Consider the following 26,129-nt stretch of genomic DNA (forward strand, 5'->3'; position numbering starts at 1 on the left):
CGCTTGCCAAGCGATGGAGGGTCATCAATGCCGCTCCATGACGCCGCACCCGGAAATTAAATCGTCGTCATGTTTCGCAAGCTACCTTGCATCACCCAATAGCTTGCGATAGAGAATGGGTCATCAAAGGAGGCCGATTTGCCCGAGCCGATTGAAATACAGCTGAAGAAGGGGGTGCTGGGCCTGTGCGTCCTGGCCCTTCTGGCCCGTGATGACAGCTACGCCTACGAGATCGCCAGTCGCCTGTCCGATGCGATCGATATGGGCGAAGGCACCATCTATCCCCTGATGCGCCGCATGCAGACGGATGGCTGGGTCGAGACCTATCTGGTCGAATCACCCGCCGGCCCTTCGCGTAAATACTACCGCCTGACCGATGCCGGCCGACGCGCCCTGGAAGACCAGGGCCGCGAATGGCGCCGCTTTGCCAAGGCCGTCGATGACCTGATCACCGAGGCGGACACGCCCGTGCCCGCCACCACAGACACGCAAGAGGGGGGAGCTGCCCAATGACACGCGCCGAATTCATGTCCCGGCTCAAGAAGGGTCTGGTCGGCATGCCGACCAGCGCCGCCGCCGAAGTCCTCAACGACTATGAGGCCCATTTCGATGACGGTCTGGCTGAGGGCCGCAGCGAGGCCGAGGTGGCCGCAGCCCTCGGTAATCCGGACCGCCTCGCCCGCGAGCTGAAGGCCGAGGCCGGTATCCGCCGCTGGCATCAGGAACAGAACCCCTCATCTGCCACGGCCGCCATTCTCGCGGTGCTGGGACTGGGCGCCATCGACATTCTGATCCTGCTGCCGCTGCTGATGAGCATCGTCGGCGTCCTTCTGGGCGGCTATGCCGCCGCGCTGGGCACCTTCATCGCGGGAGTCATCCTCATGGTGGCAGGCCCCATCGCCGGAGCCCCCGGCGGTCCCCTGGCCGCCATCCTCGCCGGACTGGGCCTGATGGCTGCGTCCGTCACGGGCGCCGCCCTGCTGACCGTGCTGACCATCTGGCTGGTCAACGGCGTCGTCTGGTTCGCCCGCCTTCATTATCGCCTGCTCAAGCCCGCGCTTGAGCCGCAGGTCGCCTGACCCCTTTTCCCGGAGAAACATCATGATCCGCACATCCCTGATCATTGCCGCCGCCGGGCTGGTTCTGACCCTTATCTGCCTGGGGGGAGCATTCGCCCTCGGCGGACGCGATCTGGCCAACAACAACTGGATCTGGACCCTCGGGGACGGTCACGGCGAGTCCGTCCGTTTCGAGCGGGTCCAGAACAGCGACGGCCGCGATGCCGGCCCCGAGGTCACCCGCACCCTGACCTGGGACGGGACAGACACCCTCGTCATGGATTTCGGCGGCGACGTTGAATATGTCCAGGGCGGGACTGCGGGCGTCACCGTCACCGGCACCCAGGAGCTGGTCGACCGGGTCGAGATCACCCAGGGCCGCATTCGCCTGAAGGACGGCGAGGACCAGGTCTACGTCAACTGGGGCGACGGAGGCCTCCGCGCCTGGAGCCCCCGCGACCGGCTGCGCGTGGTGGTGACCGCGCCGGACGTCACCCGCTTCCGCCTCAACGGCTCGGGTCATATGGACATCCGCGCCTACGATCAGGACCAGATGGACCTCGGCATCTCGGGATCGGGGGAAATCGAGGCCGAGGGTCGCACGCGCGCCCTGACCCTCGATATCTCGGGCTCGGGCGAGGTCGATCTGGAGGCTCTCGAGCTGGCCGACGCAGACGTGACGGTCTCCGGCTCGGGCGAGGCGCGGCTGGGCCCCACCGGGCGCGCCGCCGTGGCCATCTCCGGCTCGGGCGACGTCACCCTGACCCGCCGTCCGGAAAGCCTCGACAGCCGGGTGTCCGGCTCGGGCGACATTCGTCAGCCCTGAGCGGACCGGGCGGGTGACGCGGGCGCACGGCGTGCCTAGATAGGGGCATGACCCAGTCCTCCTCCCCCGCCCTTTCGCCCTCTCTCCTTGAGGCTGCCGACCTGTCGCCAGAGGCGGCGCGGTCGATCCTGTCCGGTGCCATGACCGGCGCCGACGACGGCGAGCTGTTCCTGGAGCGGGCCGAGACCGAATCGCTGGTCTTCGACGATGGTCGGCTGAAGGCGGCCTCCTATGATGCCCATGAGGGTTTTGGCCTGCGCGTGGTTTCGGACGAGACCGCAGGCTATGCCCACTCCAGCGTCGTCGACGCGGCCGCGATCGCACGGGCGGCCGAGACGGCCTCGCTGGCCACCCAGGGCCGCACCGGCGTGCAGGCCGAAGCGCCGGTGTCGACCAACCAGCAGCTCTATGCCCCGATTGACCCGCTGGCCTCGCCCGCCTTCTCGGACAAGATCGCCCTGCTGTCCGAAATCGATGCCTGGGCCCGGACGCGCGATCCCCGTGTCGTCCAGGTATCCGTGTCGATGGCGGGCGAGCATCGCGACATCGAGATCCTGCGGGCCGATGGACGCGGCGTGCGCGACATCCGCCCGCTGGTGCGGCTGAACGTCTCGGTCACGGTCGAACAGAACGGCCGCCGCGAAAGCGCCTCGGCCGGAGCCGGGGGCCGCGCTGGTTTAGACGCCTGGATCGCCCCGGCGCACTGGCAGGCCCAGGTGGACGAAGCCCTGCGTCAGGCGCTCGTGAACCTCGAGGCCGTCGATTGCCCGGCGGGCGAAATGGATGTGGTCCTCGGCGCAGGCTGGCCCGGGGTCCTGCTGCACGAAGCGGTCGGCCATGGCTTCGAGGGGGACTTCCACCGCAAGGGCAGCTCCGTCTTTTCCGGCATGATGGGCAAGCGGGTCGCCGCCCCCGGGGTGACTGTGGTCGATGACGGCTCGATCGCCGGGCGCCGCGGGTCGCTTACTGTCGATGATGAGGGCACGCCCACCTCGCGCACCGTGCTGATCGAGGACGGCATCATGGTCGGGCTGATGCACGACCGGCTGAGCGCGCGGAAACTGGGCGCCCGGGCCACCGGCAACGCCCGCCGCCAGTCCTTTGCCCACCCGCCCATGCCCCGCATGACCAACACCTTCATGGAGGGCGGCAAGGACAGCCTCGCTGACATGATCGCCTCGACCAGGCGCGGCCTCTATGCCGCGAACTTCGGCGGCGGCCAGGTGGACATCACCAATGGCAAATTCGTCTTCCAGTGCACCGAGGCCTATCTGATCGAGGACGGCAGGATCACCGCCCCCGTGCGCGGCGCGACCCTGATCGGGGATGGCGCCACGGCTCTGACCAACATCAGCATGATCGGCGACGACTTTGCCTTTGATCCCGGCGTCGGTGTCTGCGGCAAGGGCGGCCAGGGCGTGCCGGTCGGTATCGGCCAGCCCAGCCTGAAGATCGGCGGCCTGACGGTGGGCGGGACCGCGCTTTAGTCCCCGGCCTGATCGGCCCGCCAGTCGGGACCGACGATCTCGTAGCCACGCCGTTCAAAGTCATCGAGCACCCCGCCCGTCTCGGCCAGCACCCGCAGCGGCGCGACAGCCAGCGTCACTCCCGGCTCGCGCAGGGCGCCCTCAACGGCGCTGATCCACTGCCCACGCAACAGGGTGCCCAGAGCCGGATCGCCCCAGGGCCAGCATTGCATCATGGCCGCCTCGATGGGCGACGCCATGACCGCCGGAACATCAAACCGCGTCCAGGCCAGCCCTCGTGCCTGCACCGCTCCCGATCCGGCTTCAGTGGCCGCAATCGACGCCTGAACGCAGGGAACCCAGGTTTCGGGCGGGCGGGTCAGCAGGTCGTCGATCAAGGTGTCGCCCCGCACACTGCCGATGGAGGTGACTGGCACCCGACCGCGCCGGGCAGCGCGTCGCACAACCTCCCCCACCTCCTGATTTCCACGATCGCGCAGGCCCAGCCGGTCCGACAGCAGTTCGCTGCTCAGAATCAGAAAGCTGTCCCGGGACCAGTCCTCATCATAGGTCGCCTCGAGCACGTCGAGACGGGCCTGCCATTCCGGCGACAGATAGTCGGCGCTGGTCTTGCCTTCCGGCATGCGGGTCAGGGTGCGTGACCGCCAGATGACCCGGAAGATGTCGGCCGGCGAGACATTGGCCTGCTGAGGGAAATAGACCCGCTGAGCCTGACGCGTGGCCTGCTCAAGAGCATCAGGACGCCATTCAATGCCGGCGGGCACCGCCTGGATCGCACCGACCAGCAGGACGGTAGCGTTGCCCCGGGTCACCTCCCACATCGGCGCGCCCGAGCGACGGGCCGTGACGATGATCTCGTCCACCGTCGTCTCGACGTCCTGCGCTGCGGCGCGCGGGGGTGCCATGGCCACCGCCGACACACAGGCAATCAGCGCCATGGACGCCCATGCCATCCTGCCGCCCCAAACATTACGCCCAAGTAACATCATGTATTGCCTGTCATGAAAGCGATTTAATCTACTTATCGAACTTGTAACTGGCCGGCGTCAATTTGAAAGACGACACCTCCCTTCACAGACGAGGGGAATATTCATGACGCGTAAAACACTGTTGATCACCACAACCGTTGCCGCCCTGGCTATGGCATTCGCGCCCCAGGCGCTGGCCCAAGATGCACAGGGCGATGGCTCAGCCGGCGCCAGCGCCACGGATCAGGGCATCCTGATCTTCACGCCCGACTTCTTTGCCGACCAGAACCCCAATACGGCTCTGGACATGGTCCAGCGCGTGCCGGGCTTTTCGGTGAGTGACGGTGACGGCGGGCGCGGCTTCGAAGGCGCTGTCGGAAACATCCTGATCAACGGCGCGCGCCCGGCCTCCAAGAATGACAGTGGGTCCTCGGTCCTGTCACGGACCCTGGTGGCCCAGGTCGAGCGCATCGAACTGATCCGGGGCGGCGCTCCCGGCATCGACATGCAGGGCTATTCCGTCGTCGTGAACGTGATCCTGAAGAATGAGAGCAGCCGCCAGACGGTGATCAATGCCAATGCCACCTTCTTTGATGGCGGCACGGACGTATACGGCGGCTCCTACCAGTTTACCGCCCGTGACGGCGACCGGACCTGGGGCTTCACCCTGTCAGACGGTATCGGCATGAGCGATTCCAACGGAATTGGTCCGGCAACGCGCCGTGCCGCCGACGGTACCCTGCTGCGGCAGGAGGACTTCTACAACGATGCCTACGGCGGCGGCTCGGGCATCCGGGGCAACTATGCCGCCCCCCTGCTGGGCGGCAAGGTCGACCTGACGGCGCGCTATGGCGTCAATGACTTCCACAGCTTTGAACAGCTGACGGGTACCGGCACCTTCCGCGAAAGTCGTTTCGATAACGACGGGACGTCGGGCGAGTTCGGCGCCGTCTATACCCGCCCCCTCGGCGCGCGCCTGTCGATGGAGACCCGGTTCATTCACGAGTTCTCTGACTTCGACTCGGTGTCCACCTACAACGCCGACATGGGCGGTGGACCGGAACCGGAACAGCGCTTCCAGTCGACGGGCGAGGCGTCGGAAACCATCGCGCGCAGCCTGGTCCGTTTCGAACGATCCGAGGCCCTGACCTTCGAGGGCGGCGGCGAGATCGCCTACAACCGCCTCGACACCGAACAGGCCTTCTCGGTCGGCGGAACGCCGGTGGTCCTGCCCTCGGCCTCGGTCGTGGTCGAGGAGACGCGCGGCGAACTGTTCGGCAAGAGCACCTGGCGCGTGTCGCCAACCCTGTCGCTCGAAAGCGGCCTCCGGCTCGAGTCCTCGACCATCAGCCAGTCGGGCGACACCGAGAACGAGAAGTCCTTCTTCTTCGCCAAGCCGCGGGTGCAGCTGAGCTGGACACCGATGGCCGATACCCAGGTGCGCGCCCGGTTTGAGCGCGAGGTGGGGCAGCTGGACTTTGGCGACTTTGCCGCCAGCGCCGAACTGGACAGCCAGAATGTGCTGGGCGGCAACGCCGACCTGGAACCCGAGGACCGCTGGATCGGTGAGGTCACCTTCGAACGCCGGTTCTGGGGCGACGGCATCGTCAGCATCGGTCTACGCCACGACGAGATCGGCAATGTCATCGACCGCATTCCTCTGGCGGGTGGCCTGTCGGCCGTGGGCAACATCGGCGACGGCACGCTGGATCAGCTGTCGGTCAACATCATCATCCCCACCGACAAGGCCGGCATCAGCGGGGGCCAGTTCCGCTTCCGCAACGACTGGAACAGCACCGAGGTCACCGACCCGACCACGGGCGAGAAGCGGCCGATCTCGGGCGTGCGCGCCCGTCAGCCGGTGATCTCGTTCGCCCAGGACATCACCACATGGCGCGTCAACTGGAGCGTGGCGTGGATCCCGGTATTGGGCCAGGCCACCTATGACCCGGACCAGACCTTCGCCTGGAAGGGCAGCGACTATTTCGAGCTGGCGGCCGAATACAAGCCGACCGACAGCCTGTCGATCCGCGCCCAGGTCAATCTGTGGGACAATTTCGATACCGAGCGGACGGTGTATGCCGGCCGGACACCGCCACGCCCCATCGCCTTCATCGAGCGGCGCGAAATTGATCCGCGGACCTTCTTCTCGGTGCGGCTGCGCAAGACCTTCTGAGCCCCGCAATCCGGCCACCTTTCCGTCTTGTAACTGGCGATTGACGGTTCGGGCGTTATGGGTGGCCGGATCAACGGGAGGCGACATGACACGATCCGTCTGGCTGGCAAGCACCGCAGCGGCAACGCTCTGGCTGGGCCTTGCCTTGCCTGCAGTCGCGCAGGACACGGCCGGAGCGGGCATCGAGGCGCGTCAGGACCCCGAGCGCCCCGGCGTTCTGATCTTCGACCCCGTCTTCTTCGCTGATACGCGGCCCCGAACCGCCCTCGATATGGTCCAGCGCCTGCCGGGCTTCGGCCTGAACGGCGGCAGCTCGGGTACACGGGGACTGGCCGGGACGGCGGGCAATGTGCTGATCGATGGGCGGCACCCCTCCACCAAGAGCGAGGGCCTCGACAATCTGCTGAGCCGGATTTCCGCTGACAGCGTGGCCTATGTCGAACTGATCCGGGGCGGCGCGCCGGGCATCGACATGCAGGGGCGCTCGGTCGTCGCCAACGTCGTACTGAAGGACGCGATCACGGTCGAGCGGGTGCTGGGGTTCGACGCCTACATCTATGAGGACGGCTACATCGGACCGATCGTTCAGGCCGAGTATTCGCGGCGAGCCGGAGACCATCAGATTGAAGGGGCGCTCAGCGCGACGGTCGATCGCACTGACGGAACCAATGAAGGGCGCCGCCAGCGCTTTGATCCCTCGGGCGCCCTGATCCAGAACGCTGAAATCCAGTCGTGGGACCGGTTCCGCAATGTCCGTGCGTCGGGCGCCGTCCAGCGGCCCCAGGGCGGGGGCCTGCTGCGGGTCAATGCGGTCACCTCCTACTTCAACAATGATCAGGAGCAGGACATCTTCATCCGCTCCGGCGCCGGGGATGACGACTTCAGCGAGCAGGGCTTTGAGGAACTGAGCGGCGAGGTCGGCGCCCGCTGGACGCGCCCGCTCGGCCCCGACACCGAACTGGAACTGACCGGCCTGCAGCGGCTGGAGGCCTCGACCGTCGAGTCTGGCTTTATCCGGACCGGGCGGACCGGGCTGTTCACCAGCGATTCGACCTCGGGCGAGACGATCGGGCGCGGCGTCGTCCGCCATCGCCGGGACGACCGCTGGTCGTATGAGGGCGGCGCAGAGGTCGCCTACAACTTCCTCGACACCGACAGCGCCTATGAGGAGAACGGCGTGCCGATCGCCCTGCCCGGGTCCGCCCTGCTGGTCGAGGAATTGCGCGGCGAAGTCTCGGGCCAGGCGACCTGGCGCCCGGGCCCGAACCTGACAGTCGAGGGGGGTCTCAGGGTCGAGGTGTCCGAGATCCGGCAGTCCGGCGACACCGACAGCGCCAAGTCCTTCGTCTACCCCAAGCCCCGGCTGCTGGTGACCTGGACCCCCATGCCCAACCATCAGTTCCGGTTCCGCATCGAGCGGCAGGTCGGACAGCTGGACTTTGGCGATTTTGCCGCCTCGGCCGAGGTCGACCTGGGCCAGGTGGAGGCCGGCAACGCCGACCTGGAGCCCAGCAAGACCACGGCCTATGAGGCGGTCTATGAGCGCCGCTTCTGGGAGGAGGGCGTGGTCAGCGCCCGCCTGACCCATACAGAGGTCGAGGACTACATCGACGTGATCCCGCTGGTCGGCGGGTTCGAGGCGCTGGGCAACATCGGCACAGGCACCCGGACCGAGTTCGAGGTGCAGGCCACCCTGCCGACCGACCGCGCGGGGATCCCCGGGGGCCGCCTGATCGCGAGGGCTGCGCTCCGCGAGACCGACATCGAGGACCCGCTGACCGGGGAATCCCGACGCTTTTCCGGCGACGACGGCTTTGGCTGCGGCGTGACCTTCACCCAGGATCTGGACGGCGGTCGCTGGGCGTGGGGCATGAACCACAGCTGCGACATCGACGCCGGCACCAGCTACCGGGTGCGGGAGCTGCGCTTCAACGAATCCGAGCCGCCGTTCAATGCCTTTGTCCAGTGGAAGCCATCGGACGATCTGAGCGTGCGGGTCGACTTCAGCAACCTGACGGACGCCGAGGAACGTAGGCGGCGGGACATCTATGCCGGGCCGCGTGACAGCGCGCCGCTGTCGCTGCGCGAGACCTATTCCCAGGCCCGCGGGTCGTGGCTGTTCCTGCAAATCCGCAAGACAATCTGAGGGTTAACCTACAGAAAAAGGGGCGGAGCCGACCGGCCCCGCCCCCCTCTGTCGTGTCAGACGCCTGACGTCAGACCTGATCGGGTCTGGTGATGCTGGCATCCTGCTGGCCGCGATCGGTCAGATCGGGACCGGGGTGGTTTCCGGCGTCATTGGCACCGTGCGACCAGCCCTTGATCAGGAAGCTGATCAGGATGAAGGCCACGCCGATACCGACGCCCCACCAGCCCAGCTTGGCGAAGCCGTCAAGCGAGGTGGCAAGCGCGCCTTCGGGGTCCAGAACCTGGCCCCCGACGGTTTCCGTGCCCATCAGGCCGGCAATCTGACCGCCCACGAACTGGGCGATCGAACTGGCCAGGAACCAGACCGCCATCATGAAGCTGACCACGGAGGGCAGCGACAGTTTGGTGATCTCGGACAGGCCCACCGGCGACAGGAACAGCTCACCCGTCGTGTGCAGCATGTAGAGCAGCGCCAGGATGATCAGCGGCATCTGGAAGGCGCTGCTGACCATGCCGGACCCGGCCGCCCAGACCACCACGAGGAAGCCGAGGCCGACCTGCATGATGCCGAGGCCGAACTTCATGGTCGGGTCGGGGTCCATCTTCTTCGAGGCCAGCCAGGCCCACAGCGCCGCAAAGATCGGCGCGAAGATCAGGATGAAGCCGGCGTTGAAGGACTGGACCTGGGCGGCCGTGATGGTCGCATCGATCCAGAAGCCCGTGGGCGTGATGCCCGCCGCCGCCAGCTGGGCCGGCGTACCGATGGTGATGCCGAGGAACTGCATGGCCATCGGTGTGATGGTCAGGTCGACGTTCCGGTCGGCGAACAGGTTCAGCGAGGTGCCGGCCTGTTCGAACAGGGTGAAGAAGACCACCGCGCCGAAGATCAGCACGACAGCCAGCATCATCCGCTGACGCTCGACCCAAGTCTTGCACAGGAAGGCAATGATCCAGGCGATGAAGGCCAGCGACAGAAGGGTCGAAATGGTCAGAACAGTGCCGACCAGGGCGTTGCGCTGGACCATGAACCAGACGATGCCGACCCCGAGGATGGCCAGGATATAGATCAGCCATTCGCGGTTGATGGGACCGAACAGAGGCTTCTTGAGCAGTTCGGGGTTGGGCGGCTCGCCATTCCCCTGCAGCAACGGCTTGCCGAGGACGAAGACGATAAAGCCGAGCGCCATACCGACGCCGGCAAGCCCGAAGCCGGCCCACCAGCCGACGGTCTGGCCCAGATAACCGCACAGCACCGCCGCCCAGAAGGCACCGAGGTTGATGCCGTAATAGTAGAGGGTGAAGCCGGAATCGCGCCGGGGATCGCCCTGCGGATACAGCTGTCCGACGATGGTCGAGATGTTCGGCTTCAGGAAGCCGACGCCCATGATGATCAGCGAAAGGGCGAGGTAGAAGCTCATTTCCGCCCGGGTGTCACGAGCAGCTTCCATCTCATAGGTGCCGGGCTCAAGCACGGCCGGCAGGCTGGAACCTGGCGGAAGATCGGTCAGTTGCAGACCGCCGCTTTCGGCGGCGCCGAAGGCATAGAGCTGGCCATCGACCATGATGCCCACTTCACGCGCCGCGCCGCGCCCCTCGCCGACGACCTCATACTGGGCCCCTGCATAGGTGAGGGTTTCGGTTGCCGGGCTGCCTTCATAGGCCATCAGGCCATGGCCGGCGACCAGCAGCAGGGCCCCGAAGGCGATGGCCTTGCGCGTGCCGATATAGCGGTCGGCGAGAATGCCGCCGACCAGTGGCAGCAGATAGACCAGCGAGGTGTAGGAGCCGTAGGTCGCGCCCGCCGTGGAGTCGTCGAACAGGAAATGCTGCGTCAGATAGAAGATCAGGATGCCGCGCATGCCGTAGTAGGAGAAGCGCTCCCACATCTCGGCGAAGAACAGGATGATCAGCCCCTTGGGGTGATGCTTCAGGATCTGGAACAGCACCGGCACGCCCGTAATCAGCGTGATGATCAAGCCCAGGATGATGACGATATTCATGTCCGGTTCCTCCCCCGGTCAGGCGCAAGACCCGCGCCCCTGATGTCCGCTTTTGACAACGGCCTACTCCCTCTGGCGACGCCCCACTCGGCGCACGAAGGCGCATTTCGACCACGATCCTCAAACCCGGACAAGGCCTAAGGTTACTGAGGTGTGGGTACCCGTTCGCGGCGGCGCCCGAAAACACCGTCTGAACCGTCTGAACCGTCTGAAATCGTCCGGGGGCGAGTGAATAAAATACCGTCTGAATGGTCTGAATGGTCTGAAATCATGTCGAGCCTCTCCGGCGGCATGGGTAACCGGACAGTATGCATCGTCCGCGCACCAAGGCGGGCAGAACGGTCCGAACGATGACGGGGGTGTTGAACAGGCCGGGGATTTGGGCAGCTGATTTTACATCTGCATCCGTCGACCCATCGTCATCCTCGGGCTCGACCCGAGGATCGGTGTCGCCCGCGACGGCTGACCGCCTGCCGGGACCGATCCTCCGATCAAGTCGGAGGATGACGAGGTTTGGATGGACGTCAGCCCTTCGTCTTCAGCAGATCCCGGATTTCGGTCAGCAGGGTTTCGCTGGGGGTCGGGGCGGGGGGTGCGGCCTGGGGCTCCTCGGCCTGTTCACGGCGCATGTTGTTGATGCCCTTGACCAGCATGAAGACGACAAGGGCCACGATGACGAACTGAAGGATTGTATTGGCAAAGGCGCCGTACTGGATGGCGACCAGTTCGACCGCCTCGGTGGCCGGGTCTTCGGGCTTCAGCACCCACTGCAGCTCGGAAAAGTCCACGCCCCCCATGGCCAGACCGATCGGCGGCATGATGATCTGATCGACCAGACTTTTGACGATGCCGTTGAAGGCCGCACCGATGATGATGCCGACCGCCAGATCGACGACATTGCCGCGCACGGCGAACTCGCGAAATTCCTGAAACAGCCCCATGTCATTCTCCGTGATGTGATGCGATCCGGTGCGGCGCTCAGGCCGGCTTCAGATCGAGGTGATAGAATTGGTTGAAGTCGCTGGCCGTATAGCCGCCGAACGCCTCGCCCTTTTTGAATCCCCGCGCGCCGTAAAGGTTCAGCGCCGCATCGAAGGCGGGACCTGAGCCGGTTTCGAGGCTGAGGCGGCGACATCCCTGACGGCAGGCTTCGGCGATCAAATGTTCGAGCAGGGCACGGCCCACGCCCCGGCCGAGATGATCCGGATGGGTGCGCATGGATTTGATCTCGGCCACACCGTCCGGATGGAGACGCAGGGCCCCCATGCCCAGCAGGGCCTGGTCATGCCACAGGGTGTAAAGGGTTACGCCCGGTGCCTTGAGACCCGACAGGTCCAGTGCGTGGACGCCACAGGCGGGAGAATAGCGGCGCATGCTGTCGAGATGCAGGGTCAGGAGCGCCAGCAGGCTTGGGTCGTCAAAGTCCGCCGGAAGGATTCGCCAGCCGGGCTGCATGAAGCGTCTCAGTCCTCGGCGTTCAGCCGCTCGCGCAGCTCCTTGCCGCTCTTGAAGAAGGGCACCGCCTTGGCCGGCACATCGACGGTCTCGCCCGTGCGCGGATTGCGGCCCTGACGTGCGGGGCGATGTCGGACGGAAAAGGCACCGAAGCCCCGGATTTCGACCCGCCCGCCGTCGGACAGGGTTTCGACCATTCGGCCCAGCACCACATTGACCAGACGTTCGACCTCGGCCTGGGTCAGATGCGGGTTCTCGGCCGCCAGTTTTTCAATCAACTCGGACTTGATCACATCAGCCCCCTTCTCGTGCCGACGGCGCACATCGCGGTGCGGCATCCATCGCGCTTGCCAAACCGGCCCCCCGGCGCTGGGCCCACCCTAGACCTCGCGTGGCCGGGGAATAAAGGGGGCATGCGCATATTAAGCATCATTAACGGGCTTAGTGTACGGTAACGGACACAAATTGGCGCCGGAAACAGCAAAAAGGGCGGCCAGATCGCTCTGACCGCCCCCATTTTGCAGAGATACCGACGTTAGTCCTTGGTCGTGCCCTTTTCGCGGAGGGCGGCGCCCAGGATGTCACCCAGCGAAGCACCGGAGTCCGAAGACCCGAACTGTTCGATGGCTTCCTGCTCGTCCTTCATCTCGAGCGCCTTGACCGAGACCGACACGCGGCGCGTGGCCTTTTCGATGCCGGTGATCATGGCGTCGATGCGATCGCCGACGGCGAAGCGCTCGGGACGTTGCTCGGCACGGTCGCGCGACAGGTCCGACTTGCGAACGAAGGCCGTGACCGGCGCGTCATCCTCGCCGAACTTGACCTCGATACCGCCGGTCTCGATCGACGAGACGGTGACGGTGATCTGCTGACCCTTCTTGTAGGTGTCGCCTTCCATCGGATCGCCGCCCAACTGCTTGATGCCCAGCGAGACGCGCTCCTTCTCGACGTCGACGTCGAGCACCTTGGCCTTGACCATCTCGCCCTTGCGATAGCGCTGGATGGCTTCTTCGCCCGAGACATTCCAGTCGAGGTCGGACAGGTGGACCATGCCGTCGATGTCGCTGTCGAGGCCGATGAACAGACCGAATTCGGTGGCGTTCTTGACCTCACCCTCGACGGTCGAGCCGATCGGGTGGTTGGCGACGAAGGCATCCCACGGATTGTCCTGGGCCTGCTTCAGACCCAGAGAGATGCGGCGCTTGGCGGAATCGACGTCCAGCACGACCACGTCCACTTCCTGCGAGGTGGAGACGATCTTGCCCGGATGGACGTTCTTCTTGGTCCAGCTCATTTCCGAGACGTGGACCAGACCCTCGACACCGGCTTCCAGCTCCACGAAGGCGCCGTAGTCGGTGATGTTGGTGATGCGACCGGTCATCTTGGCGCCGACCGGATATTTGGCTTCCACGCCGTCCCATGGATCGGCTTGAAGCTGCTTCATGCCCAGCGAGATACGCTGGGTGTCCGGATTGATCTTGACGATCTGCACCTGGACGGTGTCGCCGACGGCCAGCACCTGCGAGGGGTGCGAGACGCGCTTCCACGACATGTCGGTGACGTGCAGCAGGCCGTCGATGCCGCCCAGATCCACGAACGCGCCGTAGTCGGTGATGTTCTTGACCACGCCTTCGCGGACTTCACCCTCGGCCAGCTGACCGACCAGTTCGGTGCGCTGTTCGGCGCGGGCTTCTTCCAGGATGGCGCGACGCGAGACGACGATGTTGCCGCGCGGACGGTCCATTTTCAGGATGGCGAAGGGCTGTTCCTTGCCCATCAGCGGGCCGACGTCGCGGACCGGACGGATGTCGACCTGCGAGCCCGGCAGGAAGGCCGAGGCGCCGCCCAGGTCGACAGTGAAGCCACCCTTCACGCGGCCGACGATGGCGCCCATGACGGGCTGCTCTTCGGCGAACACGGCTTCCAGACGGGTCCAGGCTTCCTCGCGGCGGGCCTTGTCGCGGCTGATGACCGCTTCGCCCAGGGCGTTTTCGACGCGCTCGAGGTAGACTTCGACGTCATCGCCGACCTTGGGGATCGAGGCGCCTTCGCCCTGACCGAACTCGCGGGCCGAGATACGGCCTTCGGTCTTCAGACCGACGTCGATGATGATGATGTCTTTTTCGATGCCGACGACGCGGCCATGGACGACCTGGCCTTCGCCAAGGTCACGACCCTTGAGGGTCTCGTCGAGCAGGGCGGCGAAATCGTCGCGGGTCGGGGTAAGGGTATCGGTCATGAAACTCTGGGGTTGGAGGTAAGGGCAGGACCGTGCGGCTCCACAAGGAGTCATCACGGACGTTCGATTGAAAAGGCGGAGGATCGATCCGGGGTCACGCTCTGCAACCCGAACGCCCGCGGTGGCCGAGGATCCTTGCGTTGGATTTGCCCGCCGGTCAGCGCGCTCGCGAGGTCTCGACGATACGGCGGGCCGCATCGAAGGCGGCCTCTATATCCATATCGGTTGTATCCAGCAAGGCCGCGTCATCGGCCTGGACCATGGGGGCGGCCCCGCGTCCGGCATCGCGGGCGTCGCGTTTCAGGATATCGGCCAGCATGTCGTCAAAGGCGATGGTCTCGCCGCGCGCCGTCAGCTGCAGCCAGCGGCGGCGGGCGCGGACCTCGGGGCTGGCGGTAACGAACAGCTTGGCCGAAGCGTCGGGGGCGATGACGGTGCCGATGTCGCGCCCGTCCAGAACCGCCCCGCCCGGCTGTCGGGCAAAGCGGGTCTGGAGGTCCAGCAGGGCCGCGCGCACGCCGGGATGGCCGGCCACGCGGCTGGCCGCCTCGCCCGCGCCCCGGTCGGTCAGCCGGGTCGTGTCGGCGAGATCTGAGGGCTGGAGGGCTCGGGCCACCCTTTCCGCCAGCGCCGCATCGCCGAGCTCCCCGCCCCGGTCCAGAACACCCAGCCCCACGGCACGATAGAGCAGGCCGGTATCCAGATGCGGCAGGCCATAGTGCTTCGCCAGTCGCAGGGCGATCGTGCCCTTGCCCGAGGCAGCCGGGCCGTCGACGGCGATGATGAGGTCGGCGGGGGTACTCATCCCGCCTCGATATCGGCACCCAGCCCCTGCATCAACGCCACAAACCCCGGAAAGCTGGTGGCGATCATCTCGGGGTCGCGGACAGTGACGGGGCGGGCGGCGGCGAGGCCGAGCACCAGATGGCTCATGGCGATGCGGTGATCGTGGGCCGTGTCGATGGTGGCCCCTCCCGCGACGGGGCCACCGGTGACGATCAGGCCTTCGGCTTCTTCCTCGACGGCCACACCGCAGGCCGCGAGGCCCCGGGCCATCAGGGCGATCCGGTCGCTTTCCTTGACCCGCATCTCGCCGATGCCGCGCATGACCGTCTGGCCCGAGGCGAAGGCGGCGGTGGCGGCGAGGATCGGATATTCGTCGATCATGGAGGCGGCGCGGGCCTCGGGCACGACCACGCCGGTCAGGGCCGAGTGACGCGCGGTGATGTCGCCGACCGCCTCGCCGCCGCTTTCGCGCCGGTTGGTAATCTCGAGGTCCGCGCCCATCTCGCGCCAGGTCTCGAACAGGCCGGTGCGGAGCGGGTTGAGCATGACGTTTTCGACCGTCACCACAGACCCCGGCACGATCAGGCCGGCGGCCAGAGGGAAGGCGGCAGAGGACGGATCGCCCGGGACGGAGACAGTAGTGCCGGTCAGGGACTGCCCGCCCTGCAAACGGATGCGCCAGCCCTCGCCCAGTTCCGCCACCTGAACCTCAGCGCCGAAGGCCCGCAGCATGCGCTCGGTGTGGTCGCGACTGCGCTCGGGCTCGGTGATGTCGGTATCGCCCGAGGCGTTCAGCCCGGCCAGCAGCAGGGCCGATTTGACCTGGGCTGAGGCGACCGTCTGGGTGAAGGTCAGACCGGCCAGGGCACCACCCGTCAGTTGCAGGGGCAGGCGGTCCTCCTCGCCTTGCCACTCGAACCGCGCGCCCATGTGGCTGAGGGGGCCGGTGACCCGCTTCATCGGGCGTTTGCGCAAGCTGGCGTCGCCGTCGAAGGTCACGGTGATCGGATAGCCCGCCGCGGCCCCCATCAGCAGGCGAACCCCGGTGCCGGCATTGCCGCAGTCGATGACGCCGTCGGGCTGTTTGAACCCACCTTGGCCGGTGACGCGCCAGTGGCCGGGGCCAAGGCGCTCGGCCCCGGCACCGAAGGCCGCAACGGCCCGCGCCGTGGCCAGAATGTCCTCGCTTTCCAGCAGGCCCGTGATCTCGGTCACGCCCGTCGCCATGCCGCCCAGGATCAGGGCGCGGTGGGAAACCGACTTGTCGCCCGGGGCGGGCACAGAGCCTGTGAGGGCGGCCCCCCGGCGGGCAGTGAGCGATAAAGCGGCGGCCACGGACGGCCTTTCGGTCAGGCAGGAAACGGGAGAAGCCACGAAGAAACCGGGTTTCGGGCGAAGATGGCTTTTGACAGCGGGCCATTCGGGTGGCAAGGGAGCCGCCCGAAATCCCCCCGTCGCGAAGGGTCACGATCCGTGAGCAAAGCCGACCTTGGCGCCAAGCAGCTCTGCCCGAACTGCCAGGCCAAATTCTATGATCTGAACCGCCGCCCAGCGCACTGCCCCAAGTGCGACACGGAGTTTGATCCCGAAGAGGCCCTGCGCCTACGCAACCGTCGCGGACGCCCGGCCGATGTGCCGGAGCCCGAAGAGGCCGAGGACGACACGGACGATCAGGTCAAGGACAAGAAGGCCGCCGCAGACGATGACGAGGAAGAGGACGATACGCCTCCGACCCCGGAAATCGATCAGGAAGGCCATGAGAAGATCCTGACGCCCGACGACGACGATGACGAAGACACGTCGAAAGACGACGCCGGCATGAACGACGATGACGACGACGTTCTGGACGATGACGACGACGATGACTCGGCTGCCTTCATCGACGACGGCGACGATGACGACGACGATTTCGACGGCGAGATCGTCAAGCCGTCCAAGGACGACGACTGATAAAAATCACGCCTTCCCGAGGGTGAAAATATTTGGCGGAATCGGGCTTGATCGGGATCAAGCCCTGACATAGGTTCCGCCGCCTCAAAGGACCCCCTCAAAGGGCCCTGCGGACCAGACCCGCGGCGACAGCCAAAGGTTCGGGGCTTTAGCTCAGTTGGTAGAGCGCTTGCATGGCATGCAAGAGGTCAGCGGTTCGACTCCGCTAAGCTCCACCATAAACCCCTCGCCGGACCACGGCGGGGGGTTTTCCAATTCAGCCCCTGCTCAGGACGCGCCGCCGCATTGCCCGGCGCGGGCGCATCGTCTATCCCCGCAACGCAAGCGGCCCGTCGTTGGGGCCTTTCAGGGAGCATGGCTGATGATGCCGTCCGGTTCGGGTCTGGTCACTGTGTTCGGGGGATCCGGCTTTGTCGGGACCCAGGTGGTGCGCGCCCTGGCGCGGCGCGGCCTGCGCGTCCGGGTGGCTGTTCGCAACCCCAATCTGGCCCATGATCTGAAGCCGCTGGGCGACGTCGGACAGGTGATGCCCGTCTATGGCGACATCACCGACGCCGAAACGGTGCGGAACGCCGTGGCCGGGGCGGACGTCGTCATCAATCTGGTCGGCATTCTGTATGAGCGCCCGGGCTCGAAGGCGTTTGAGCGCATCCATGTCGAGGGCGCCCGCACCGTAGCCGAGGCCGCGAAGGCGGCCGGGGCCCGCCGCATGGTGCAGATGTCGGCTATCGGCGCCGACCCGAACAGCGAGTCCGCCTATGCCCGCTCCAAGGCGCAGGGCGAGGCCGCCGTGGCCGAGGTCTTTCCGGGGGCCGCCATCGTGCGCCCGTCGATCGTGTTCGGACCCGGTGACGGCTTCTTCAACCGGTTCGCGACGATGTCCGGGATTGCCCCGGCCCTGCCGCTGATCGGCGGGGGACAGACGCGCTTTCAGCCCGTGTTCGTCGGCGATGTGGCCGAGGCCGTGGCGCGCGTCGCCACCGATCCGGCGCTGGCCGGCCAGACGGTCGAGCTGGGCGGGCCGACGGTCGTCACCTTTGAAGAGGTGCTGAAGATGATCGCGCGCGAGACCGGGCGCCATCGCCTGTTGCTGCCTCTGCCCTTCCCGGTCGCGCGGGCGATCGGCTCGGTGGCGCAACTGACCACGTTGATCGGCATTCCGCCGGTGCTGACGCGCGACCAGATCCTGCTGATGCAGACCGATAATGTGGTGGCCGAGGGCGCCACGGGTCTGGGTGATCTGGGCATTGAGCCGACCGGAATGGCGGCCGTGGTGCCCAACTATCTGTGGCGTTATCGCCGGGGCGGCCAGTTCGCCGAACAGCCGGTCGGCTAGGTCCCTTACAGCGCGCCGGTCGCCGCCAGACCGATCAGCCCCGCAACGCCCACGACGATCCGCCACCAGGCGAAGGGCGCAAAGCCATGGCGGCTGACGAAGTCGAGCAACAGCTTGACCACGGCCAGCGCCGTCAGGAAGGCGGTCAGGAAGCCGACGGCGATCAGGCCCGCGTCGCTGAAGTCCAGCCGATCCCAGCTCTGCAACAGGTCCCAGGCGACGGCGGCCCCCATGGTCGGCAGGGCGAGGAAGAAGCTGAACTCGGCCGCCGAACGCTTGTCCGTGCCGAGCAGCATACCCCCGGCAATGGTCGCGCCCGAGCGCGACACGCCTGGCACCATGGCCAGGCACTGGAACAGACCGATGAGGAAGTAGACCCGCAGCGGATAGCGATCGACCTCGAGGTAGGTCGGGACCTTCTTCATCTTGTCGAGCAGAAGCAGCAGGATGCCGCCGATGATCAGGGCGATGCAGATCACCAGCGGGGTCTCGAACAACACCGTCTTGATGAAGTCATAGGCGAAGACGCCGATCACCACGGCGGGCGCAAAGGCAACCAGCAGGCCGATCAGGAAACGCCGCGCGTCCGGGTCGAACGGCCAGCGGGTCGCCAGCGTCCACAGCCGTTTGAAATAGACGCTGATGATGGCCAGTAAGGCGCCCAGCTGGATGACGATCTCGAAGGTCTTGCCCGTGCTCTCGAAGCCGAGGAAGTGGCCGAGCAGCAGCAGATGGCCCGTCGAGGACACAGGAATGAATTCGGTCAGTCCCTCGACCAGCCCGAGAATAATCGCCATCAGCCAGTCGGCCATCGGATCCCCTTGTCGGATGTCATTGGCCCGGCAGGGTTATGTCAGTTGGCGCCGGGTGTCGGCCCCACATAGCGCAGTCGGGTGCGAATAGGCGAGCCGCCAATCGCCTGATCCAGCACATGCCCCATCAGGCCGGTCAGCCGCCCCAGCATCAACAGGTCGACGGCCCCCTCGCGCGGCAGGTCCAGACGGCGGGCAACGAGCGCCAGCGCCAGCGGCAGGCCGGGCGCAAGGCCGCGGGCCTCGCCATCCCGCCACACAGCCTCGAGATCGGGTGGCAGGCGAGCGGCCTCGATCAGGGCGCGGGCGCGGATTTCGTCCGTGTCCGGAGAATTGGGATCAATGAAACCGGGAGCGGTACCGGTTTCCTCCAGCGCCCGAGACAGGGCCAGGCCCGGATTGCGTCGCGCCTGAACGACCCAAGAGGAGACGATATGGGTCTTCTTCATGACCGGGGACCCCATCAGGGCCGTGATCCCGGCCAGGGCAGCTCCGGCCAGCGGCGCCCCCGACTGGGCGGTCGTGCGGGCAGCGAGGATCGGCGGCAGGGCCAGATCATCCGCACACAGAACAAGAGCGCGCCGGATCAGATCGGCATCTCGCTCGATCAGCTTCCAGCCTCGTGCAAGACGCTGGTGAAACAACAGGCGGGGGCCTGATCCCGCTGCCGCATCGATGACCTCATTGAGGATGTCAGCGGCCTCGGCGCGCAGGGTGTCGGCATCGCGGCCGGGCAGCGGCGGGTCCTCGGCCGCCCGCCTTGCCAAACAGGCGCAGGTCTTGAGCCGTATGGACGCGCCGGTGACCGCATCGACGCGGGGCTTGAGCCCCATCAGCGGCTGGGCGGACTTGAGCCCCCACAGGCGACGGGCGACATCTTCCAGAGTGGCCTGGGCCGACAGCTGGGCGACGTCGAGACCCGCATAGCAAAGCCGACCGTCGATCCGGGTGGACAGGGTCGAGAAGATTTCGGCCTCGCCCCGCCCTGCAGCTCCGCGGCTTAGAACCGCAGGCGTGGCGGCGCGGTCGCCGGTCTCGAGGCGCTCAATATCGCTTTCGGCATACAGGCTGCGGCGCGGATCGGTCGGGTCCGGGCGGGCCGCGATCCGGCCACGGCTGACGTAGGCGTAGAGCGTCTGGGTCTTGACCCCCAGTCGCTTCAGGGCCTCGCTGCGCCCGATCCAGCCGTGTCCTGCGTCCATGCCCGCCCCGTGCAGAGACTCGTGAGAATGCCACCCAATCCCCAGTCTGGGACAATTTCATGACACAGCGGTGTCTGGGCCGCGCCGGGGGCCATTGGCAAGCCCTCGCGGATGGGCGACAAGCCCGCCATGACGACGCCCCCCTCCTCGCAATTCGGCCAGAGCCTGACCGGGACATGGGCCGTCTGGGCGCTGGTCATGGGGATTGTCGCCCTGAAAGTCTTTGCCGCGCGGGCGACAGGCTCGGTCGGGGCGCTGACGGCGTTGACCGACAGCATCATGGACCTGCTGGCCCTCGGCCTTGTGGCGGGTGCGGGCCGGACGATGCAGACCCTCGCCTCCGACGCCCGCATCCGGCGGCTGAAGGGCAGTATGGTGATCACGGCCGGGGCGTTCATGGGGCTGGTCTGTCTGGCGCGGATCGTTCAGCCGGTGCCGCTGTCGGGCGGGTTCTGGGGACCGGGGGCCGCGTTGGCCATCATCGGCCTGACGCTGGGACTGGCCTGGCTGCGCGGCCGGGCAGCCGCTGCGCGACCGTCCGGGGTGCGCGGCGAGGTGCGGGATCAGTCGATCGCCGAGCTGGCGGCGGCGGGGGTGCTGGCGCTGGGACTGGTGGCCGGGGTGCTGCTGGGGGCGCCTGCGCTGGATGCTGCGGCGGGGCTGATCCTGGCGATCTGGATGGTCTGGGGCGGCTGGGCGCTGATCCGGACCGCCGATGACACCACCCACGCTGGAGCGCCGACGCTCGTCCCCGGCACGCCACCGGTGCGACGCGGCCCGTGGGGCTGACGGCGACGCGGTAAACGCGCGCTTAACGACCCTTGGGGCATGGAGGCCTCATGGCCGACTCCGTCCTGTATCATTTCGCCTTCGATCCGGGATCTCGATGCGCGCGTCTGGCCCTGGGCGAGGCGAAGATCGCCGTGCGCGAAACCCCGGTGAAGCCGTGGGAGGACGACTGCCCCCTGCACGGGTTGAACCCCTCGGGAATGCCGCCGGTGCTGAAGGTCGGCGATCTGGTGTTGTGCGAGAGCGCGGCCATCCTCGGCTGGGTCGATGACCAGACCGAAGGCAAGCTGCTGTTCACCCGCGACGACGCCGAGCGCGCCGAGATGCGCCGCCTGACCGGCTGGTTCGAGCGCAAATTCACCGATGAGGTTCAGGCCGTCCTGTTGCACGAGCGCATGGAAAAGCCGCTGCTGCGGCTGGGCCCGCCCGAGGCCCGGGCGCTGCGCGCCGGGCGTGAGGCGCTGAAGGGGCATCTGGCCGAGCTGGAAGGTTTGACTCAGGGCCGCGACTGGCTGGCCGGACGCCGCCTGGGGCAGGCCGATCTGGTCGCGGCGGCGCATCTGTCGGTGCTGGACTATTTCGGGGAGATCGCCTGGGCGACGTATCCGGCGCTCAAGGACTGGTATGTGCGGATGAAATGCCGCCCCTGTTTCCGGGCGCTGCTGGCCGACCGCCTGCCGGGCCAGCCGCCCGTTGCCCATTACGACGACCTCGACTTCTAGGGCCGTTCGCGGCAAGGCGGGGCGATGAACGCCCACAGCGACAGTCTGGTCGAGGAGATCCGCGCCCGCGCGAGCGCGCTGGGCTTTGACGCCTGCCAGCTGGCGTCGGCCGAGGCGCCCTGGTCCGCCGGTGATCATCTGGACCGCTTCGTCGAGGCCGGGCGGCATGGCGACATGGACTGGATCGAGACCACGCTGGACCGGCGGCGGCATCCGCAGACCATGTGGGATCAGGCGCGGACCGCCATCGTGCTGGGCCTCAACTACGGGCCGGGCACCGATCCGCTGGTCGAGCTGGAAGACCCGTCGCGGGGCTATATCTCCGTCTATGCGCGGGGCGATGACTATCACGAGCTGATCAAGGGGCGGCTGAAGACCCTGGCCGGTTTCATCGCGGCGAAGACCGGCGAGAACGTCAAGGTGTTCGTCGACACCGCCCCCCTGATGGAAAAGCCGCTGGCGCAGCGGGCCGGTCTGGGCTGGCAGGGCAAGCACACCAATCTGCTGTCGCGCCGGCATGGCAACTGGCTGTTCCTGGGGGTCATCCTGTCAGCGGCGGAGCTGCCGGTCGATGAGGCCGAGGAAGAGCACTGCGGCAGCTGCACCGCCTGTCTGGACGCCTGCCCGACGCAGGCCTTCCCGGCGCCGTTCCAGCTGGATGCGCGGCGCTGCCTGTCCTATCTGACCATCGAGTTCGCGGGGCCCTGGCCGGAGGAGTTCCGGACGGCGGCGGGCAGCCGCATCTATGGCTGTGACGATTGTCTGGCGGTCTGTCCGTGGAACAAGTTCGCCGAGACATCGCGCGAGGCGCGGCTGGCGGCCCGGGATGAAGCGGTCGCCCCGCCTCTGGCCGAGCTGGCGGCGCTGGACGATGCGGCGTTCCGCGCGCGCTTCCGCAAGAGCCCGATCAAGCGGATCGGTCGCGACCGCTTCGTCCGCAATGTGCTGTACGCCATCGGCAACAGCGGCGATCCGGCGCTGCGGGACTCGGCCGAGAGGCTTGTCACAGACCCCGCGCCGGTCGTGGCGGACGCGGCACGATGGGCCGTGGCAAAGCTTGAAGCGTGACCCGGATCAGCCCGTGGCCTGGCCCACGCCGCGATGGCCGCCGGGCGCCGGAGCGACGGCCAGCAGCTTGATGCGGAACACCAGCACCGAATTGCCGGGGATGGCCGGGGGACGCCCCTCCTCGCCATAGCCGAGGGCGGGCGGGACATAGAGCATCCATTCGTCGCCGGGGCGCATCATCTGCAGGGCTTCGGTCCAGCCGGGGACGAGACCCTGAGGCGACATTACCGCCGGCGCGCCGCGCTGATACGAGCTGTCAAAGACGGTGCCGTTGGTCAGGCTGCCCTCATATTCGACGCGCACGAGGTCGTTGGAATCTGGCTGGACGCCATCGGCGGGGCCCGAGGCTATCACCTTGTACTGAAGGCCGCTTTCGGTGGTCTGGATGCCTTCCGCGCGGGCGTTGGACGTCAGGAAATACGCGGCGGCCTCGGCCCGGGCTGCGCTGTCGGCGGACGGGTCCGCGTCGCTGCCCCCGCAGGCGGACAGCAGCAGAAGGCCTGCACATGCCGCGCCTGCGGCCCTACCCCATGCGAAGTTCATAACCCTTGTCCCCCAGAGCCTTGCCGATCTCGTCGGCATGCGCCGAGTCGCGGGTTTCCACCATGATGTCGAACTCGGCCCCCTTGGCCGGCACGTCAAGCGCCAGACGGTTGTGGACCACGTCGATGATATTGCCGCCCAGCCCGCCGATTACCGCCGCCATGGCCGACAGCATGCCCGGGCGGTCGTCGCCCAGGATGCGATAGACGATCAGGCGCCGCTCGCGCACCATTTCGCGGTTCAGCACCACGGCCAGCATGCGCGCGTCGATATTGCCGCCGCACAGCACCAGCCCGACCTTTCGGCCCCTGAAGCGGTCCGGATGGGCCAGCAGGGCGGCGAGCCCCCCCGCACCCGCGCCCTCGGCGACGGTCTTTTCCAGAGTGGCGTAGAAGGCGACGGCCTTTTCGAAATCGGCCTCCTCGCAGACGAAGATTTCTTTCACCAGCGGATCGGCGAGGGCGAAGGGGATGTCGCCGACGGCCTTGATGGCGATGCCCTCGGCGATGGTTGCCCCGCCGCATCTGGGCGTTTCGCCCCGGCGGCGGGCGCTGAAGGACGGATACATGGCCGCCTCGACGCCATGAACATTCAGCTCGGGCTTGGTGGCCTTGGCGGCGATGGAACAGCCGGCGATCAGGCCGCCACCGCCGATCGGGATCAGCATGTCCTCGATCTCGGGCGCGTCCTCGAGGAACTCCATGGCGCAGACGCCCTGCCCCGCGACGATGCCTTTGTCGTCAAAGGCCGAGATGAAGACGAAGCCCTCCTCGTCCCGCAGGCGGTGGGCCTCGGCGGTCGAGCCGGTGAAGTCCGCGCCCTCGATCACGACCGTCGCACCATGGCGGCGGGTGCCGTCGATTTTCACAAAGGGCGTGCCCTCGGGCATGACAATGGTGACCGGCACGCCGAGCCGTCCACCGTGATAGGCCAGCGCCTGGGCGTGGTTGCCGGCCGAGGCGGCGACGACGCCGCGCTTGCGCTCGTCCGCATCCAGCAGCAGCAGCCGGTTGAGGGCGCCGCGCTCCTTGAAGCTGCCGGTGAAGTGCAGATTGTCGAACTTGACCCAGACCTCGGCCCCGGTCAGTTCCGACAGACGACGTGAGTGGCGTGTGGGGGTGTGGTCGACCTGGCCATGGATGCGCTCACGCGCGGCCTGGATATCGGAAAAGGTGACGGTCATCCGGGGTACGGGTCCCAAAGCGTTCCTGCCGCGTAGATCACGGTCTTCAGCCGCCGCTTGTGGACCAGAGGCGTATTGCTCGCAACCTTGACCTTATGGCTTGCGTTAGGCGTCATGGCGGTGACGTCGATCCGGGCCTATGATCGGCGACACGCGTTCCGGAGGAAGAAACCTGACCATGCCCATTTCACTGCGAACCCTGACCCTGACGTCCCTGACGGCCGCTGCTCTGGCGGCCACTGCCGCCTGCGCGCCCACCACCGGACCGGCACCGAGACCGATGGTCGAATCGACTGCGTTCAACGCCGCTGACTTTGCCTGGTCAGGCGTGAACGGAACCGGAAGCGTCAACGGCCGGATCGATTATTCGCGGAATGGCAACCGCTACACCTGCACCGGCTCGGTCGCCCTGACGCCGGTGACACCCTATACCCGCGCCCGGTTCCGCAACCTGTACGGCTCGACCGAGAAGGCCGCCTTGCCCGAATCGGTGGTGCGCGCCCGCACCGTGCCCGACCCCAATGCCGACTACCGGTCGTATGTGCGATCCTCGACCTGTGCGGACAACCGGTTCCTGTTCAGCGGCCTGCCCGCCGGGGAATGGTTCGTCATCGCGCCGGTCAGCGCCGGTGGCGAAGAGCGGGTGGTCATGATGCAACGGATCCGGACCCGCGACGGCGCGCGCGTGGACGTCACCCTCTAGAGAATGGAGTTCACCATGGCCGACCTGTCGAAGCGTGTCGTAACGATGATCGCCGCGGGGGCCGTGCTGGGCCTTGGCGCCACCGCCGCCGAGGCCCAGAGCCGCTATGACGGTCGCTACAGCTATGGCTACGAAAGCCAGACCCGTTATGAGGGCGGCTATCGCTCCGAGCACCGCAGCAGCGGATATTCCGACTGGAGTGTCGCGGCTCAGCGCGACCGGCCCGGCGACTATCGGTGCGACGCTTTCTGGGACGCCAACCGCTCCGACTGCGACGCGCGCTGGCGCGACCAGCGACACCGGACGTCCTACGGCTCGGGCGGCTATGGCTATGACCAGGGCTATCGCGACCACGACCGGCGCTATGACCGGGGCGGCTATGGTTACGGCGGGCCCCAGCCCTACTATGGCTCGAGCTATCGGCACCCGCCCGCCTATGGTCAGGGCGGCGCCACCCCCTATTACGGCGCCCATGGGCGACCCGATCTGGTCTATCCGGGGTCAGGTTCGGCCTATGGCGGCGGGCGCGATGCGCGCCGCGTTGAATGGTGCCGCCGCACCTACCGATCCTATGATCCGCGTACGGGATATTACCGCGCCTATAGCGGTCGCCTGATATATTGCGGCTGATCCCGAGATAAACCGCCGTTCGCCATGCTTTGGCCCCAGCCGGAGGGG

The 26,129-nt window shown here is 66.9% G+C and carries 25 protein-coding genes and 1 tRNA gene; 14 read left to right on the plus strand and 12 right to left on the minus strand.

Annotation, left to right across the window (positions count from 1 at the left end; genetic code table 11):
• The first annotated feature begins 138 nt into the window (after positions 1 to 138).
• Genes B4K74_RS02310 through tldD form a run of 4 tightly spaced genes read left to right on the plus strand, consistent with a single transcriptional unit; the run spans position 139 to position 3,371 of the window.
• The gene (locus B4K74_RS02310) at positions 139 to 513 is read left to right on the plus strand and encodes a PadR family transcriptional regulator (RefSeq protein ID WP_123285749.1); all 375 of its coding nucleotides are present in this window, start codon (positions 139 to 141) and stop codon (positions 511 to 513) included.
• Positions 510 to 1,079: a DUF1700 domain-containing protein gene (locus B4K74_RS02315; protein ID WP_286691590.1), complete on the plus strand. Its 570-nt coding sequence runs from the start codon at positions 510 to 512 to the stop codon at positions 1,077 to 1,079. The genes B4K74_RS02310 and B4K74_RS02315 overlap by 4 nt, the downstream gene beginning before the upstream one ends.
• 22 nt (positions 1,080 to 1,101) lie before the next feature.
• Entirely contained in the window at positions 1,102 to 1,884 is a 783-nt protein-coding gene (locus B4K74_RS02320) for a GIN domain-containing protein (protein ID WP_286691591.1), read from the plus strand.
• A 47-nt stretch (positions 1,885 to 1,931) separates the two neighbouring features.
• Positions 1,932 to 3,371 carry a metalloprotease TldD gene (gene tldD, locus B4K74_RS02325; protein ID WP_286691592.1) on the plus strand — a complete coding sequence of 480 codons (1,440 nt, stop codon included), beginning with the start codon at positions 1,932 to 1,934 and terminating at the stop codon, positions 3,369 to 3,371.
• Here tldD and B4K74_RS02330 read toward each other — a convergent pair.
• Positions 3,368 to 4,309, minus strand: coding sequence for a TraB/GumN family protein (locus B4K74_RS02330; protein ID WP_286691593.1), 942 nt, complete (start codon positions 4,307 to 4,309; stop codon positions 3,368 to 3,370). The genes tldD and B4K74_RS02330 overlap by 4 nt on opposite strands.
• A gap of 154 nt (positions 4,310 to 4,463) precedes the next feature.
• On the opposite strand from B4K74_RS02330, the gene B4K74_RS02335 reads away from it, so the two are divergent.
• Positions 4,464 to 6,515 (plus strand): TonB-dependent receptor plug domain-containing protein, encoded by a 2,052-nt coding sequence (locus B4K74_RS02335; RefSeq protein WP_286691594.1) that lies wholly within the window; start codon positions 4,464 to 4,466, stop codon positions 6,513 to 6,515.
• An 85-nt stretch (positions 6,516 to 6,600) separates the two neighbouring features.
• Positions 6,601 to 8,661 (plus strand): TonB-dependent receptor plug domain-containing protein, encoded by a 2,061-nt coding sequence (locus B4K74_RS02340; RefSeq protein WP_286691595.1) that lies wholly within the window; start codon positions 6,601 to 6,603, stop codon positions 8,659 to 8,661.
• Positions 8,662 to 8,731: 70 nt separating this feature from the next.
• Here B4K74_RS02340 and B4K74_RS02345 read toward each other — a convergent pair whose 3' ends face one another.
• The 7 genes from B4K74_RS02345 to aroA form a co-directional block, all read right to left on the minus strand.
• Complete coding sequence (locus B4K74_RS02345) at positions 8,732 to 10,663, minus strand: peptide MFS transporter (RefSeq protein WP_286691596.1); 1,932 nt, start codon at positions 10,661 to 10,663, stop codon at positions 8,732 to 8,734.
• Between the two features lie 524 nt (positions 10,664 to 11,187).
• A complete protein-coding gene (gene mscL / locus B4K74_RS02350; protein WP_286691597.1) occupies positions 11,188 to 11,604 on the minus strand; it encodes a large-conductance mechanosensitive channel protein MscL in 417 nt (138 codons plus the stop codon).
• 37 nt (positions 11,605 to 11,641) lie between these two features.
• Positions 11,642 to 12,118 (minus strand): GNAT family N-acetyltransferase, encoded by a 477-nt coding sequence (locus tag B4K74_RS02355; RefSeq protein ID WP_286691598.1) that lies wholly within the window; start codon positions 12,116 to 12,118, stop codon positions 11,642 to 11,644.
• 8 nt (positions 12,119 to 12,126) lie between these two features.
• On the minus strand, positions 12,127 to 12,411 hold the full coding sequence (locus tag B4K74_RS02360) for an integration host factor subunit beta (protein WP_286691641.1): 285 nt from the start codon (positions 12,409 to 12,411) through the stop codon (positions 12,127 to 12,129).
• Between the two features lie 242 nt (positions 12,412 to 12,653).
• Complete coding sequence (gene rpsA / locus B4K74_RS02365; RefSeq protein ID WP_123285759.1) at positions 12,654 to 14,357, minus strand: 30S ribosomal protein S1; 1,704 nt, start codon at positions 14,355 to 14,357, stop codon at positions 12,654 to 12,656.
• A gap of 157 nt (positions 14,358 to 14,514) precedes the next feature.
• The gene (gene cmk, locus B4K74_RS02370) at positions 14,515 to 15,162 is read right to left on the minus strand and encodes a (d)CMP kinase (protein ID WP_286691599.1); all 648 of its coding nucleotides are present in this window, start codon (positions 15,160 to 15,162) and stop codon (positions 14,515 to 14,517) included.
• Positions 15,159 to 16,478 carry a 3-phosphoshikimate 1-carboxyvinyltransferase gene (aroA, locus tag B4K74_RS02375; protein ID WP_286691600.1) on the minus strand — a complete coding sequence of 440 codons (1,320 nt, stop codon included), beginning with the start codon at positions 16,476 to 16,478 and terminating at the stop codon, positions 15,159 to 15,161. Before aroA ends, cmk begins: the two co-directional genes overlap by 4 nt.
• Before the next feature lie 138 nt (positions 16,479 to 16,616).
• Between aroA and B4K74_RS02380 the strand changes: the two genes are divergently transcribed.
• The 3 genes from B4K74_RS02380 to B4K74_RS02390 all read left to right on the plus strand — a co-directional run bounded on the left by B4K74_RS02380 (position 16,617) and on the right by B4K74_RS02390 (position 18,429).
• Positions 16,617 to 17,093: a TIGR02300 family protein gene (locus B4K74_RS02380; RefSeq protein WP_123285762.1), complete on the plus strand. Its 477-nt coding sequence runs from the start codon at positions 16,617 to 16,619 to the stop codon at positions 17,091 to 17,093.
• Positions 17,094 to 17,235: 142 nt separating this feature from the next.
• A tRNA-Ala gene (locus tag B4K74_RS02385) sits at positions 17,236 to 17,311 on the plus strand.
• Between the two features lie 143 nt (positions 17,312 to 17,454).
• Positions 17,455 to 18,429: a complex I NDUFA9 subunit family protein gene (locus B4K74_RS02390; RefSeq protein WP_286691601.1), complete on the plus strand. Its 975-nt coding sequence runs from the start codon at positions 17,455 to 17,457 to the stop codon at positions 18,427 to 18,429.
• A gap of 5 nt (positions 18,430 to 18,434) precedes the next feature.
• On the opposite strand, the gene B4K74_RS02395 is transcribed toward B4K74_RS02390, so the two are convergent.
• Together B4K74_RS02395 and B4K74_RS02400 are read right to left on the minus strand one after the other, a co-directional pair.
• Positions 18,435 to 19,241, minus strand: coding sequence for an undecaprenyl-diphosphate phosphatase (locus B4K74_RS02395; RefSeq protein ID WP_286691602.1), 807 nt, complete (start codon positions 19,239 to 19,241; stop codon positions 18,435 to 18,437).
• A gap of 41 nt (positions 19,242 to 19,282) precedes the next feature.
• On the minus strand, positions 19,283 to 20,443 hold the full coding sequence (locus B4K74_RS02400) for a citrate/2-methylcitrate synthase (RefSeq protein ID WP_286691603.1): 1,161 nt from the start codon (positions 20,441 to 20,443) through the stop codon (positions 19,283 to 19,285).
• 129 nt (positions 20,444 to 20,572) lie between these two features.
• On the opposite strand from B4K74_RS02400, the gene B4K74_RS02405 reads away from it, so the two are divergent.
• From B4K74_RS02405 to queG, 3 genes are read left to right on the plus strand one after another with little or no spacing between them, the layout of a single operon-like run.
• Positions 20,573 to 21,232: a hypothetical protein gene (locus B4K74_RS02405; protein WP_286691604.1), complete on the plus strand. Its 660-nt coding sequence runs from the start codon at positions 20,573 to 20,575 to the stop codon at positions 21,230 to 21,232.
• 50 nt (positions 21,233 to 21,282) lie between these two features.
• The gene (locus tag B4K74_RS02410) at positions 21,283 to 21,954 is read left to right on the plus strand and encodes a glutathione S-transferase family protein (protein ID WP_286691605.1); all 672 of its coding nucleotides are present in this window, start codon (positions 21,283 to 21,285) and stop codon (positions 21,952 to 21,954) included.
• 24 nt (positions 21,955 to 21,978) lie between these two features.
• Entirely contained in the window at positions 21,979 to 23,022 is a 1,044-nt protein-coding gene (gene queG / locus B4K74_RS02415) for a tRNA epoxyqueuosine(34) reductase QueG (RefSeq protein WP_286691606.1), read from the plus strand.
• 6 nt (positions 23,023 to 23,028) lie between these two features.
• On the opposite strand, the gene B4K74_RS02420 is transcribed toward queG, so the two are convergent.
• Together B4K74_RS02420 and B4K74_RS02425 are read right to left on the minus strand one after the other, a co-directional pair.
• Positions 23,029 to 23,565, minus strand: coding sequence for an FKBP-type peptidyl-prolyl cis-trans isomerase (locus B4K74_RS02420; RefSeq protein ID WP_123288226.1), 537 nt, complete (start codon positions 23,563 to 23,565; stop codon positions 23,029 to 23,031).
• On the minus strand, positions 23,546 to 24,748 hold the full coding sequence (locus B4K74_RS02425; RefSeq protein WP_286691607.1) for a threonine ammonia-lyase: 1,203 nt from the start codon (positions 24,746 to 24,748) through the stop codon (positions 23,546 to 23,548). Before B4K74_RS02425 ends, B4K74_RS02420 begins: the two co-directional genes overlap by 20 nt.
• A gap of 178 nt (positions 24,749 to 24,926) precedes the next feature.
• Between B4K74_RS02425 and B4K74_RS02430 the strand changes: the two genes are divergently transcribed.
• A complete protein-coding gene (locus B4K74_RS02430; protein WP_123288228.1) occupies positions 24,927 to 25,451 on the plus strand; it encodes a hypothetical protein in 525 nt (174 codons plus the stop codon).
• Positions 25,452 to 25,466: 15 nt separating this feature from the next.
• On the plus strand, positions 25,467 to 26,081 hold the full coding sequence (locus B4K74_RS02435; RefSeq protein ID WP_286691608.1) for a BA14K family protein: 615 nt from the start codon (positions 25,467 to 25,469) through the stop codon (positions 26,079 to 26,081).
• Positions 26,082 to 26,129 lie beyond the last annotated feature (48 nt).

Origin of the sequence: Brevundimonas sp. UBA2503 (assembly GCF_002341485.1) — a bacterium.
GTDB lineage: Bacteria > Pseudomonadota > Alphaproteobacteria > Caulobacterales > Caulobacteraceae > Brevundimonas > Brevundimonas halotolerans.